Here is a 12,057-nt window from a genome sequence, read left to right on the forward strand (position 1 = left end):
TTGCCAACTGTGGCGCTGATCAATGCGCTGCCCGCCGCGACCGTGCTGGCCGAAACCCGCAGTGAGCCGCTTTCCGAAATCATGCGCGATATGCTGAAATATTCGACCAACATGACTGCCGAGGCGGTGGGGCTTACGGCGTCGGGCGCCTCCGGTTTGCGTGCATCAGCGGCGCAGATGTCGGCTTGGGCCTTGGCGAAACACGGGATTGCGTCGAGTTTCGTTGACCATTCGGGGCTTGGCGGTGACAACCGGATTTCGGCGCTGGCGATGGCGCAAACCCTGCTTGCGGCGCGGGGTGGGGTCTTGCCGGGTCTGCTGAAGGAACAAGGCATACGCGATGCCAGTGGCAAGGAGATCAAGGGCCATCCGACCCGGGTTGTTGCCAAGACCGGGACACTGAATTTCGTCTCCGGGCTTGCGGGATATATAAGGCCGCAATCGGGCAGGGAACTGACCTTCGCGATTTTCAGCGCCGACACACGGCGGCGGGACAGCCTGTCGATGGCAGAACGCGAAAACCCGCCGGGCGGCCAGCAGTGGACGCGGCGCGCGCGCAATATGCAGGCACAGCTTGTCAGCCGCTGGGCGGGCAGTTTTGTTTGACCCGTCGCATCGAAGGTTTTGGCGAAATTTTGCCTGAATTCGAACGCTTTGGGAAGATTTATGCCGATCCCGTTGTCTCAGGCGGACAGGATGATGGACGCATCGACTTTTGCCTTCCATGAATGGTCCCGAGGCCCGAAGGGGCAACCCGTGGCAGTGGTCACCGGTTTGAGTGGAGGTGTTAGTGTGACGATTTTGATGTTGACTGCCGTGGCATTGGCCCTCTTGCTGGGCGGTGGCGGCATTGGCTGGACGATGCGCGGCGTCTTTCGCGATCATCGGTTGGAGATGAACGCGCAGGCGGCGGATATCAACTGGTTGCGCGCCGCACTTGCCGACAGTGAACGCCGCTGCGAACAGCAGGCATCCTGGCTGACCGTGATGGAGGAAGAACTGGTGGATTTGCGCGGTCCGGATGGCAAGACCCAGCCACCGCGCACTGCCACGGCACGATCAATCTGAGGCAATCAACGGGGTTGCGGGTTTACGCCTTCATGTGACGCGCCCGCGCCCCGCGTTCGATGGCTGCGGCATGCAGCCGGTCTATTGCCAACTCGTCCCGGATTTCCTGCAAAAGTTGCAGTTCCGCCTCATAAATCGTGCCGTCGGCGGCGGCGACATCGCAGGCCAGCGCATAGGCGGTCTCAAAAAGCCGCTCCGGCAGGGCGTCGCGGATCAGGCCGAACAGGGCATCCAGCCCGTCCTCTTCCTCGAACAGGTCGAACACCACGCGGGCGACGTGTTTGAAGCGATCCGGGTCATATCCGACAAATACCGGCAAATGATTGACGATACGCTGGATCGCCACCAGTTCCGAGGTGCGCACATCCTCATCGGATGCGGAAACCGCCACCATGATCGCCAGCAGGGCGTCCTGCGCGGTCATGGGGGGGAGCAGATGGTCGAGCATGAAACGTTCCTTGATCGGTTTCGTTGCAGTGCAGAATATTGACCCGGAGGCGGCAGGGCAATAGGAGAGGTCGGGTTGCCGCAACACGGTGTTGCCGGCACGGGATATGAGGATAAGGGATATGTCTGCCCTGCGCGATGCTGCGATGACGTCGAAAGCCTGGCCTTTTGAAGAGGCGCGCGCCATCCTCAAACGTTATGAGAAGAAGCCGCCGGAAAAAGGCTATGTGCTGTTTGAAACCGGCTATGGCCCTTCGGGTCTGCCACATATCGGCACTTTTGGCGAAGTCGCGCGCACAACCATGATCCGCCGCGCTTTCGCGGTGATTTCGGACATTCCGACCCGGTTGATCTGCTTTTCGGATGATGTCGACGGGATGCGCAAAGTGCCCGAAAACGTACCGAAGCGTGAGATGTTGCTGGAGAATTTGCAGCGGCCCTTGACCTCGGTGCCCGACCCGTTTGGCGAATATGACAGCTTTGGCGCGTATAACAACGCGATGCTGCGGCGCTTTTTGGATACGTTCGGCTTTGAGTATGAGTTCATCTCGGCGACGGAGTTTTACAAGTCGGGACAGTTTGACGATATCCTGCGCCTTTGCACCGAACGCTATGACGCGATCATGAAGATCATGTTGGCATCCCTGCGGGAGGAGCGCCAGCAAACCTACTCCGCGTTCCTGCCGATCCATCCCGAAACCGGGCGGGTGCTATATGTGCCGATGAAAAACGTCGATCCGGTCAATCATACCATCACCTTTGACGATGAGTCGGGCCGCGAATGGACGCTTCCAGTCACCGGCGGCAATGTGAAATTGCAATGGAAGCCGGATTTCGGCGCGCGCTGGGCGGCGCTCGGCGTCGATTTTGAGATGTATGGCAAGGACCATTCCACCAACACCCCGATTTATGACGGGATTTGTGAGGTGTTGGGCGGGCGCAAGCCGCACCACATGACTTATGAGTTGTTCCTGGACGAGGACGGTCAGAAAATCTCCAAGTCCAAAGGGAATGGCCTGACAATTGATGAATGGCTGACCTATGCCAGCACGGAATCACTGTCTTATTTCATGTATTTGAAGCCAAAAACCGCCAAGCGGATGCATTTTGATGTGATCCCGAAAGCGGTGGATGAATATCACCAGCAGTTGCGGGCCTATCCTGGGCAAACGCTGGAGCAGCAGGTGAACAACCCGGTGTGGCATATTCATGGCGGCAACCCACCCGAAAGCCGGATGGTGGTGCCGTTTGCGATGCTTTTGAACCTTGCGTCTGTTTCGGCGGCGAAGGATGCGGCAGGGCTTTGGGGATTCATCAAACGCTATGCGCCCGATGCCAGCGCGGAGACCAACCCGGATATGGACGCGGCCGCGGGCTTTGCCGTGCGCTATTTCCATGATTTTGTCGCGCCGAAACGAGTATTCCGTCTGCCCAATGATCAGGAACGCACCGCGATGGAGGCTCTTCGCGCCCGGCTTGCGGTCTGGGAGGGCGGTCTTGACGCCGAGGCATTGCAAAGCATGGTGTTCGCGGTCGGTAAAGACCATGGGTTTGAGCCGCTGCGCGATTGGTTCAAGGCGCTGTATGAGGTGCTGCTTGGCGCATCCGAGGGGCCACGCTTTGGCGGGTTCATCGCCCTTTATGGCGTGGCGGAAACCATTGCGTTGATGGATCGGGGCTTGGCGGGGGAATTGGTGCACTGAAACGAATTTCCTATGAAAACTCCATTCAGGCGCAATCCGGTGTTTGGATTGCGCCTGTTGCTTTTCTCGGGCAACGGCCTAAACTCCTGAACGGGGACGTTAGAGAAAGGATCGCGCCATGCGACAGTTTTTCAGTGTCCTGTTGGTGTCTGCCACCATTGCCTTGCCCGGCTATGCGCAGCAAGCGTCGGAAACAGAAATTCAATCCACCATCGAAAACCAGATCGAGGCGTTCCGTGCCGAGGATTATTCCCGCGCCTTCAGCTTCGCTTCCCCCATGATCAAAGGGATTTTCGGCACACCTGACAATTTCGGCGCGATGGTACGGCGCGGTTACCCGATGGTGCAAAATCCGGGAAGTATCCGCATGTTGGGGCTGCGCACGATTGACGGCAAACTGTGGCAGCGGGTGTTGATGACGGATCAGGCTGGGGCTGCGCATATGCTGGATTACCGTATGCTGCAAACACCGGATGGCTGGCAGATCGACGCGGTGCAGATTCTGCCGCAATCCGGGGTGGGGGCGTAAATTCTGGCTATGGGCATGGCTTGCGCGCTTGACGGCGGCCGCGATTCCCCATAACAGACGCGGATGGAATTTTGGTGCTGACCTCTGGCCAGCATCTTTGATGATGAAGTGAGGCCCGATCGGGCATCGAATACAAGGATAACGACCATGTCGCGCGTCTGCGAACTGAGCGGTAAGGGCCCGATGTCTGGCAACACTGTCAGCCACGCCAAGAACAGAAACCGTCGGCGTTTTCTGCCGAACCTGAACGATGTCACGTTGATTTCGGACGTGCTCGGTCAGTCTTTCTCTCTGCGTATTTCGGCGGCTGCATTGCGCACCGTTGATCATCGCGGTGGGTTTGATGCGTTCCTGGTAAAGGCCAAGGACGATGAGCTTTCGCCGAAGGCGCTGAAAATCAAGAAAGAACTGGCGAAGGCACAGGCAGCCGCCTGATCCCTTTGACCGCTTCCTGGCAAGGCCCCGCCGATTGGTGGGGCTTTTTGCGTTTCCACAAACTTGCGCGGTTTTGCCGCTTTCACTGGTTGTTCGGCTCCGCTAAATTGCCGATATGAAACACTTGCTTCGCCCCTTCTGCCTGCTGCTGTTGTGCCTTTCGCTGGCCGCAGGCTCTGCCGCAATGGCTGTGGCGCGGGCACAGGCAGTGGCTTTGTCGCGCGGTGGTACTACGGTTGTGATCTGTTCGGGCTACGGTCTTATGACGATCACCTTGGATGCGGATGGCAAGCCTGTGGGGCCAGTGCATCCGTGCCCGAAGTGTCTGGCGGGACTGGCCGGGTATATTCTGCCGTCAATGGTCCTGCCGTTGCCCTTGGTTCGACCCGCGCGGCGTGTGGAAATGGATGCGCGCGCAGCCCTGCTGCGTCGGATTGCGGTTCTTTCCCCCTGCGCCCGCGACCCGCCGCAACTGGTTTGACCTTCTCGCTTCTGACCGGAAAACCATATCAAGGATCATGACATGACCCAAAAAAACCTGCTCGCAGTGGCTTCGGCTGCTTTCCTTTCGCTCGCCTCCGCGCCCTTTGCCTTTGCCCAAGGCATCACGGTGGAGGATGCCTATCTGCGCGTCTCCGGTGCAATGGCGACCTCTGCGGCGGCCTTCATGGTGATCGAGAACCATGGCGAGGATGACCGTTTGATCGGAGCAAGTTCAGACATCGCAAAGAAGGTGGAATTGCATACCCATGTTGACGCAGGCAATGGCGTCGTGGAAATGAAACATGTCGAGGATGGCTTTGCCATTCCCAAGGGCGAAACCCATGCGCTGATCCGTGGCGGCGATCACGTCATGTTCATGGGGCTGAACAAGGTGCCGAAGGAGGGCGATATCGTGCATTTGACCCTGACGTTTGAAAAAGCCGGCGATGTGACGGTCGACGTTCCTGTCGACAATGAACGCGCGCCAGAGGCAGCAATGGACCATTCGAAAATGGACCATTCCAAACAGGACGTGGACAGCAGCAACTGACGCCTTTTTTGCCAAGGCAACGCAGCGACCCAGACCACAGGTCCGCTTGCTGTTCGGAATACGTTGCGATATGCGCCATTGGCGGTTGCGTCAATGCGCCCCATCCGTCACGCTGGAACCTGAACAGGTTTTGGGAGGGTGAATGCGGGTCTTGATGGTTTGTCTTGGCAATATTTGCCGCTCCCCCGCCGCAGAGGTCGTATTGCGGCATATGGCGGCGCAAGGGGGGCGGGCGACCATAGAGGTCGACAGTTGCGGCACCAGCGGCTGGCATCAGGGCCAATCGCCCTATGGCCCGATGATCACTGCCTCTGCCGCGCGCGGGTATGAATTGCGCGGTCTGCGGGCGCGCAAGTTGCACCGTGATGATTTCACCCGGTTTGACCTGATTGTCGCACTGGACCAAAGCATCCTGCATGACATCGAAAAGCTGCGCCCGGCAACAAGCACAATTCCGGCGCAACTGTTGAATATCCCTGCGGGTGCGGTGCCGGATCCCTATTACACCCGTGACTTCGATCAGGCGCTGGACCTGATCGAGACGGGATGCCGTTCACTTTTGGACGGTATGTAATCGCCGCCGAAAGGTGTGCGGATCAACCCGCGCAATAGGCTTGGGCGGTGTCACCGAAATTCTTGTAACGTGCCCAGAATTCGTTGTCGCTGTCGCTTTTCGACATCCGCACCTTCTGTGCCTGATCAGGGTCTTTGAAAAAACGGGCGGCTTTGCGTTGGTCGCTGCCTTGCAAGGTCATATCGGCAACCTGCTGGATGCAGCCGCACAGGGCGCGGCTTGCCCCCGCACGCTCGGATTTCAGACAGGCGCTTTCAATCGGTCCGGCGATTGCAGTCAGCGGCATCGAAAACGTCAGCAAGCATGCTGCGATCAGGGTCTTGGTCATGGTACTGCCTCTCATCTCGGCGCAGGGTATGCCCTGTGCGCTTGTTCTTTGCAGAGGATTCTAGCGATTCGAGCAATAATTTTCAACGAAATAGGCGAAAAACGGCGACTTTTCGCCTATGATCTAGGGTTGGGGGAACCTTTTGCGCTGGCCGCTAGATGCGGCGTCCTGCTTGCCACTGCCCCCTCGTATTTACTCGGCGCAGATGTCTTGCAGGCTGACCCAATCGCCATCGGGCAACAGTGCGGGGGGAATCACATTGCTGAACGGATCGGCCTCGATCAGGTTGCGGGTGGTGTCGCCGGAAGGGTCGCGCGCTGTTGCATAGGGGGTGGTGGCAACGCCTGCCGCTTCAAACCGGGGCAACAGGATGCTGTCGGGCGGCGCCGGGAAGGGGGCGGCGACAAGGGTTTCGGCATAGCCATCCATCGCACCATCCGGCAGGCTGCCGGTCGTCAGCAAGCGAAAGGTTGCGGTAAAGCCCGCGTGGTGCAGCAGCGGGATCATCGGGTCGTTCATCTCTGCCGTGATCCGCTCTGCCAGTGCGAAGCCCGCCGCGATGTCGGGGCCGTCCTGTTCGGCCAACAGCGATTCCGGCAAGACCACGGTGCGGCCCGGCAGATGCGTCGGATGTGAAATGCCGGTGCGCACCACGATCAGTTCCGCCCCGCTGTCCTTGCCGAACAGACGTGTGCTGAGTTTCTTGGCCGCAGCTTGGCCCGCCCGGCTGTCACAGGGTTGGCCGGTCAGGCGCGTCAGGTCGGCCAAAGCCTTTTGGCCGATCTCCAGCCGGGTTGTGCGTGGCAGAAAGGACGCGGTGTGTTGCACAAGCGCATCCGGTAACCAGAACACACAGACCGCGACAATCGACAGCGCCACCAGCGCCAGAATGGAATTGCGCAACCGGCCCGGATGCGCGCGCGCGGCGCGCAATGCTGCGTGAACGGTTTGCAGCGCTGCGATCATTTCGCCGTCATCAAGCTCCAGCGTCTCATCTGCGGCGTCACCGGGGGTAAAGAGCGCAGGCATCTCACCGGGGTTCTTGCGCTTGATCGCAGGCAGCGACCAGTGGATCAGGGCGATCTCGCGCTTTGGGTCCGACAGCACAAGCGAGGTGTTTCCCAGGCTGACGACAACCTCCTTGCGCTGACCCTCGGCATTCTCGCGCCACAGGCCACTGCATTCCAGCTTTTGATACTTTTTTACGGCCGTCATCGCCTGTTTGGGCCTTGCCTGCTGCCTTCTTGCAGCAACCCTAGACCAGCGCGTGGATTAGCACAATCTTGCACCTCGGTTTACAAGTCGCGGGCGGTCTGCCGCAACTCGAATTTCTGGATCTTGCCGGTTGCGGTTTTCGGCAAATCACCAAAGATCACCCGTTTCGGCGTTTTGAACCCGGCAAGCCGGTCGCGCAGGAAGGCGATCAACTCGGCTTCGGTTGCCGCAGCCCCCTCTTTCAACTCGACAAAGGCGCAAGGCACCTCACCCCATTTGTCATCAGGCTTGGCGACCACAGCGCAAAGTGAGACAGCGGGGTGATCCATCAGCGCGCCTTCCACTTCTACCGAGCTGACATTTTCACCGCCGGAAATGATGATATCCTTGGCGCGGTCGGTGATCTTGATATAGCCATCGGGGTGCTGGAACGCGATATCGCCGGAATGGAACCAACCGCCTTTGAACGCCTCGGCCGTCGCCTCCGGGTTCTTGTAATAGCCTTTCATCACGGTATTGCCCCGGATCATGATCTGACCCAGCGTCTCACCATCGCGCGGCACCGGGTGCAGGGCATCGTCCATCACCACGGCTTGCGCAGCCATCGGCTGCACCACGCCGGTCCGCGCCTTGATTGCCGCGCGTTCGACTTGTGGCAGTGTGTCCCACGCATTTTGCCACAGGCATTCGGTGATATGGCCAAAGGTTTCGGTCAGCCCGTAAACCTGAGTCACCGAAAAGCCCAAAGGTTCGATTGCTGCAAGAGTTGCCGCAGCAGGGGGCGCTCCGGCGGTAAAAACCTGTACGGTATGTGCAAATGCGCGCCGGTCCTCGGGGCGGGCGTTGATCAAGGCGTTCAGCACGATCGGGGCACCGCCAAAATGGGTGACGCCGTGATCGGCTATCGCGGCATAGATCGCCCGTGCGGTCACATCCCGGCAACAAACCACTGTGCCACCGAGAACCGGCATCATCCAGGCATGGCCCCAGCCGTTGCAATGAAACAGCGGCACGATGGTCAGATAGATCGGGTGCAGCGTCAGCCCCCAACTGACCACCGTGCCCATGCCGACCAGATAGGCGCCCCGGTGGTGGCACACAACGCCCTTGGGCCGCCCCGTGGTGCCGGAGGTGTAGTTGAGCGCGATGCTTTCCCATTCGTCGGCAGGCATCAGCCATTGTGCGGCCGGGTCGCCTTGCGCCAAAAGCGCCTCATAGTCCAGATAGCGACCCGTGGCTTCATGGCCGACCTCAATATCCGGCACTTCGATGATCCGGGGCGGGGTGCCGGCTTGCCGTTCCATCGCCGCCTCGGCCAAAGGCAGCAGCGCGGTGTCGCACAGCAAGACCTTTGCCCCGCCATGATCGAAGACATAACCCACCGTATCCGCATCGAGCCGGGTGTTGATTGTGTTGATCACCGCACCGCATGCGGGAATGCCGAAATGTGCCTCTGCCTGCGCCGGGATATTCGGCAATAACGTCGCCACCACATCGCCGGGCAGAATGCCCAGACCGGTGAGGGCGGAGGCAAGGCGGCTGGCGCGGGCGTGGTACTCTCGGTAGCTGCGGCGCGTCTTGCCATAGATGATCGCCGTCTGGTCAGGGAAGATATCCGCCGCCCTTGCCAGATGCATCAAGGGCGTCAGCGCGACATGATTGGCACCGCAGCGCCCCAAGCCCGTCTCATCCGCCAGCCAACCCATCAAATCCTCCCACCGATGTCGCTTTCTGTCTAGCATCATCGGCGTATTTGGCCGAAGCGGTAAAGAGCAAACCGTAAGGCAGCGCCGATGAAATTGACAACCGACCCGCTTTTGATCGCCGCTGCCCTTGTGCTCGGCTTTGCCACGGTGATCGGGTTCACCGATAATTTCGTGCGGGTGATCGCGGTGGAGGCAGGGCTTTGGCAATTCCATCTGCTGCGGACCGTGATGGCGGTTTCTCTGGTCCTGATTAGCCTGCCGTTCCTGCCGCTGCGCCTGCGCCCGAAAAGGCTGCGTGGGGTGGTGGCCCGGTCGGCGGTGCATGGGGTGTCGATGCTGATCTATTTCGGGGCACTGGCGTTCTTGCCGGTGGCGGTCGTGGCTGCGGGCCTGTTCACCGCGCCGATTTTCGTACTGCTCATCACCCGGTTTGTTTATGGCCATCCCATTGGCATCGTGCGCGTGCTGGCGGTTGGTGTCGGCTTTGCCGGTGTGGCACTGGTCTTGGGGCCGGAGGCAGTGCAGGGTGCGTCGCTTGCCGCTTTGATGCCGGTGCTGGCTGGGGTGTTCTACGCCTTGGGCAATGTCGCCACCCGCGAATGGTGCGAAGGCGAATCGGCGGAGGTGCTGACCCTGGGCTTCTTTCTGGCGCTCGGTACCTTCGGCCTGATCGGGGTTGTCGGGCTGACGCTGTTCCCGGTGCCTGTGCCGGCGGGGCCAGAGGGGTTCATGCTGCGCGGCTGGGTCTGGCCGTCGGCTTCATTCTACGGCTGGACCTTCGTGCAGGCGGCGGGATCGCTTCTGGGGATCGGCATGGTGGTGCGCGCCTACCAGATTGCGGAGGCAAGCCGGGTGTCGGTCTTTGAATATCTCGCCTTGCCACTCGCGGCATTCTGGGGCTGGGTCTTGTGGGATGAATCCCTGTCGATCCATGCGGTGATCGGCATGGGGATGATCGCCATTGCGGGTGCGATGATCGCCATTCGCGGTCGTCAGCCAGAGCCATCGCCCACAGCCTGACGCCAATGGCGGCGGCACAGTGAAACATAGGTTTCATTGCCGCCGATCTGCACCTGGTCGCCTTCGCGCAGCACCTGACCATCCGGGTCTTTGCGCACCACCATCGTTGCCTTTTTGCCGCAATGGCAAATCGTGCGCACTTCGCGCATTTCATCCGCCCAGGCGAGCAATGCGGCGGAACCGGGAAAGAGGTTGCCCTGAAAATCCACCCGCAGCCCGTAGCACATGATCGGCACATTCAAGTCATCGACCGCGCGGGCGAGTTGCCAGACCTGCGCCTTGCTCAGAAACTGTGCCTCATCAATGAATACGCAGGCGACAGGGCCGCTATTCAATTTGACATTGATCTTGGCAAACAAATCCTCACCAACCGAGAACGTGTCAGCATCCTGCGCAATGCCGATACGGCTGGCGATGCGCGCTTGTCCCGCGCGTTTGTCCAACTGTGCGGTGATCAGATAAGTCACCATGCCGCCTTCGCGGTAGTTGTGCGAGGCTTGCAGCAACGCCGTCGATTTGCCCGCGTTCATCGTGGAATAGTGGAAATAGAGCTTTGCCATGCCTGACTTCTTGCCCCGGTCGGTGCGCGTGATCAAGGGGGAAGTCCCTGACCGCGCGCATCGGCAGAAAAACCGGGGCCGGGCCGCGCTGCCGCACGAACACCAGCCCCAAAGCACCATTGACCGAAAACAGGCAAGCCCGCCGCGTCGCGCCGGACAAATCCGTCGCACCCCGAAAACAAGGTCAAGGACACGGCGGACAGCACCCGTGCCAATGCTGGGGGCACTGGCCACTCACAACCGTTCCAACACACACTGGAACCGAATTCATGGATGACAAATCCTGAAGGGCAGCTTAATGGGAAAAGGAATAATGATTTCCCCTGCATTCGACCTGTAAACCTGAGAGCCTGAGACATGAAGCATAACGGATACCTGAAAAAACACACTGAGGCGCTGGTCAAGGATGTAGGAATCGAGGCGGCTTGCGAATTGTCGGGGAAATCCAAGGCCACGATCGGACGCTATTATTCTGACGCGGCAGAGCATGCGGACCGTTTCATGCCCGTCGATGTCGTAGCAGCACTGGAGGCGGCGGCAAGTTTCCCCCATGTCACCAGCGCCTTGGCGGACCTGCGTGGCATCACCATGGCCTATGACGGCACCAAGCGGAACGCGCATTCGGCGGGGATCAATTCTGATGTGGTGGCGCTGTCGCAGCGGTTTGCGATGTTGATGGGGGAATATAACACCGCCATCGCCGATGGCCGGATTTCGATCAATGAGGCGAAACGCCTGCTGCGCGAAACGCTGTCGATCCAGCAGGTTCTGCTTGAAATGAAGCTGAATCTTGAAGACGAGGCGAAGTAGGGGACGAAGAAACCCCGGCGACAAGGACTGCCGCCGGGGAATCTTTTATGCGAAATTGCTGCGACCCTGCGGGCGCGGGCTGCGGTGATTCTGCTTGTTCGGCGCGGTATTACCACCTTCAACGCCGCGCATCGGTTTGCCCTGGGGTTTCGCCTTGGGTTTGCCTTGCGCGTTGCGGCCCGCCGGTTTGCCCTGACCGTGCCCCTGCTTTTGCGGCCGCTGACCGCGTTGCGGCGGCTTTGGCGCGGCTTTGATATCGGCAAGACCCCAAGGCGCGCCACCGATCACCGGAAGGGAGGTTTTCAGCAGTTTCTCGATATCTTTCAATTCGCCCATTTCGGCAGGCGCACAGAAGGCAACGGCACGACCGTCAGCCCCGGCGCGCGCAGTGCGGCCGATGCGGTGGACGTAGTTTTCCGGGACGTTCGGCAAGTCGTAGTTATAGACATGGCGCACGCCCGGAATATCAATCCCGCGCGCTGCAACATCGGTGGCGACCAGCACATCAAGGCTGCCTTCGCGGAACTCAGTCAGGGTACGGTCGCGTTGGTTCTGACTTTTGTTCCCGTGAATCGACCCTGCCTTGAAACCCCCGGCCACCAGCAATTTCATGAGCTTTTCGGAACCGT

General features: G+C 59.8%; 16 protein-coding genes. 10 read left to right on the forward strand and 6 right to left on the reverse strand.

Features of this window, described 5'->3' with window-relative positions; all coding sequences use genetic code 11:
• Both L0H65_RS06590 and L0H65_RS06595 read left to right on the forward strand, forming a co-directional pair.
• Positions 1-606 (forward strand): D-alanyl-D-alanine carboxypeptidase (locus L0H65_RS06590; RefSeq protein ID WP_301458042.1); only part of this gene is annotated, 606 nt, incomplete at its 5' end.
• 150 nt (positions 607-756) lie between these two features.
• Complete coding sequence (locus tag L0H65_RS06595) at positions 757-1,068, forward strand: hypothetical protein (RefSeq protein ID WP_301458043.1); 312 nt, start codon at positions 757-759, stop codon at positions 1,066-1,068.
• Positions 1,069-1,090: 22 nt separating this feature from the next.
• On the opposite strand, the gene L0H65_RS06600 is transcribed toward L0H65_RS06595, so the two are convergent.
• Complete coding sequence (locus L0H65_RS06600; protein ID WP_301458044.1) at positions 1,091-1,516, reverse strand: tellurite resistance TerB family protein; 426 nt, start codon at positions 1,514-1,516, stop codon at positions 1,091-1,093.
• Between the two features lie 121 nt (positions 1,517-1,637).
• On the opposite strand from L0H65_RS06600, the gene L0H65_RS06605 reads away from it, so the two are divergent.
• The 6 genes from L0H65_RS06605 to L0H65_RS06630 all read left to right on the forward strand — a co-directional run bounded on the left by L0H65_RS06605 (position 1,638) and on the right by L0H65_RS06630 (position 5,789).
• Positions 1,638-3,218 (forward strand): lysine--tRNA ligase, encoded by a 1,581-nt coding sequence (locus L0H65_RS06605; protein ID WP_301458045.1) that lies wholly within the window; start codon positions 1,638-1,640, stop codon positions 3,216-3,218.
• A gap of 118 nt (positions 3,219-3,336) precedes the next feature.
• A complete protein-coding gene (locus L0H65_RS06610; protein WP_301458046.1) occupies positions 3,337-3,747 on the forward strand; it encodes a DUF4864 domain-containing protein in 411 nt (136 codons plus the stop codon).
• 147 nt (positions 3,748-3,894) lie between these two features.
• Positions 3,895-4,182 carry a 50S ribosomal protein L28 gene (gene rpmB / locus L0H65_RS06615; RefSeq protein ID WP_301458047.1) on the forward strand — a complete coding sequence of 96 codons (288 nt, stop codon included), beginning with the start codon at positions 3,895-3,897 and terminating at the stop codon, positions 4,180-4,182.
• Positions 4,183-4,297: 115 nt separating this feature from the next.
• On the forward strand, positions 4,298-4,663 hold the full coding sequence (locus tag L0H65_RS06620) for a hypothetical protein (RefSeq protein WP_301458048.1): 366 nt from the start codon (positions 4,298-4,300) through the stop codon (positions 4,661-4,663).
• Positions 4,664-4,705: 42 nt separating this feature from the next.
• Entirely contained in the window at positions 4,706-5,215 is a 510-nt protein-coding gene (locus L0H65_RS06625) for a copper chaperone PCu(A)C (protein ID WP_301458049.1), read from the forward strand.
• Between the two features lie 142 nt (positions 5,216-5,357).
• A complete protein-coding gene (locus tag L0H65_RS06630) occupies positions 5,358-5,789 on the forward strand; it encodes a low molecular weight protein-tyrosine-phosphatase (RefSeq protein WP_301458050.1) in 432 nt (143 codons plus the stop codon).
• 22 nt (positions 5,790-5,811) lie between these two features.
• Here L0H65_RS06630 and L0H65_RS06635 read toward each other — a convergent pair whose 3' ends face one another.
• The 3 genes from L0H65_RS06635 to L0H65_RS06645 all read right to left on the reverse strand — a co-directional run bounded on the left by L0H65_RS06635 (position 5,812) and on the right by L0H65_RS06645 (position 9,038).
• Positions 5,812-6,117: a hypothetical protein gene (locus tag L0H65_RS06635; RefSeq protein ID WP_301458051.1), complete on the reverse strand. Its 306-nt coding sequence runs from the start codon at positions 6,115-6,117 to the stop codon at positions 5,812-5,814.
• A 192-nt stretch (positions 6,118-6,309) separates the two neighbouring features.
• Entirely contained in the window at positions 6,310-7,332 is a 1,023-nt protein-coding gene (locus L0H65_RS06640; protein WP_301458052.1) for a hypothetical protein, read from the reverse strand.
• 80 nt (positions 7,333-7,412) lie between these two features.
• Entirely contained in the window at positions 7,413-9,038 is a 1,626-nt protein-coding gene (locus L0H65_RS06645) for an AMP-binding protein (RefSeq protein WP_301458053.1), read from the reverse strand.
• Between the two features lie 87 nt (positions 9,039-9,125).
• Between L0H65_RS06645 and L0H65_RS06650 the strand changes: the two genes are divergently transcribed.
• Positions 9,126-10,058 carry a DMT family transporter gene (locus L0H65_RS06650; protein WP_301458054.1) on the forward strand — a complete coding sequence of 311 codons (933 nt, stop codon included), beginning with the start codon at positions 9,126-9,128 and terminating at the stop codon, positions 10,056-10,058.
• Here the strand turns inward: L0H65_RS06650 and L0H65_RS06655 are convergent.
• On the reverse strand, positions 10,031-10,618 hold the full coding sequence (locus L0H65_RS06655; protein WP_301458057.1) for a thymidine kinase: 588 nt from the start codon (positions 10,616-10,618) through the stop codon (positions 10,031-10,033). The two genes, L0H65_RS06650 and L0H65_RS06655, sit on opposite strands and share 28 nt — an antisense overlap.
• A gap of 357 nt (positions 10,619-10,975) precedes the next feature.
• Here L0H65_RS06655 and L0H65_RS06660 point away from each other — a divergent pair, with 357 nt between their 5' ends.
• A complete protein-coding gene (locus L0H65_RS06660; RefSeq protein ID WP_301458055.1) occupies positions 10,976-11,428 on the forward strand; it encodes a hypothetical protein in 453 nt (150 codons plus the stop codon).
• Between the two features lie 45 nt (positions 11,429-11,473).
• On the opposite strand, the gene L0H65_RS06665 is transcribed toward L0H65_RS06660, so the two are convergent.
• The coding region (locus tag L0H65_RS06665; RefSeq protein ID WP_301458056.1) for a C-terminal helicase domain-containing protein at positions 11,474-12,057 on the reverse strand (584 nt) is incomplete at its 5' end.

This window comes from Pseudorhodobacter sp. (assembly GCF_030452865.1).
Taxonomy (GTDB): Bacteria; Pseudomonadota; Alphaproteobacteria; order Rhodobacterales; family Rhodobacteraceae; genus Pseudorhodobacter.

Coding starts and splice junctions, on each gene's coding strand:
- L0H65_RS06600 (WP_301458044.1), bottom strand. CDS start 1,516: ATGCTCGACCATCTGCTCCCCCCCATGACCGCGCAGGACGCCCTGCTG.
- L0H65_RS06605 (WP_301458045.1), top strand. CDS start 1,638: ATGTCTGCCCTGCGCGATGCTGCGATGACGTCGAAAGCCTGGCCTTTT.
- L0H65_RS06610 (WP_301458046.1), top strand. CDS start 3,337: ATGCGACAGTTTTTCAGTGTCCTGTTGGTGTCTGCCACCATTGCCTTG.
- rpmB (WP_301458047.1), top strand. CDS start 3,895: ATGTCGCGCGTCTGCGAACTGAGCGGTAAGGGCCCGATGTCTGGCAAC.
- L0H65_RS06620 (WP_301458048.1), top strand. CDS start 4,298: ATGAAACACTTGCTTCGCCCCTTCTGCCTGCTGCTGTTGTGCCTTTCG.
- L0H65_RS06625 (WP_301458049.1), top strand. CDS start 4,706: ATGACCCAAAAAAACCTGCTCGCAGTGGCTTCGGCTGCTTTCCTTTCG.
- L0H65_RS06630 (WP_301458050.1), top strand. CDS start 5,358: ATGCGGGTCTTGATGGTTTGTCTTGGCAATATTTGCCGCTCCCCCGCC.
- L0H65_RS06635 (WP_301458051.1), bottom strand. CDS start 6,117: ATGACCAAGACCCTGATCGCAGCATGCTTGCTGACGTTTTCGATGCCG.
- L0H65_RS06640 (WP_301458052.1), bottom strand. CDS start 7,332: ATGACGGCCGTAAAAAAGTATCAAAAGCTGGAATGCAGTGGCCTGTGG.
- L0H65_RS06645 (WP_301458053.1), bottom strand. CDS start 9,038: ATGGGTTGGCTGGCGGATGAGACGGGCTTGGGGCGCTGCGGTGCCAAT.
- L0H65_RS06650 (WP_301458054.1), top strand. CDS start 9,126: ATGAAATTGACAACCGACCCGCTTTTGATCGCCGCTGCCCTTGTGCTC.
- L0H65_RS06655 (WP_301458057.1), bottom strand. CDS start 10,618: ATGGCAAAGCTCTATTTCCACTATTCCACGATGAACGCGGGCAAATCG.
- L0H65_RS06660 (WP_301458055.1), top strand. CDS start 10,976: ATGAAGCATAACGGATACCTGAAAAAACACACTGAGGCGCTGGTCAAG.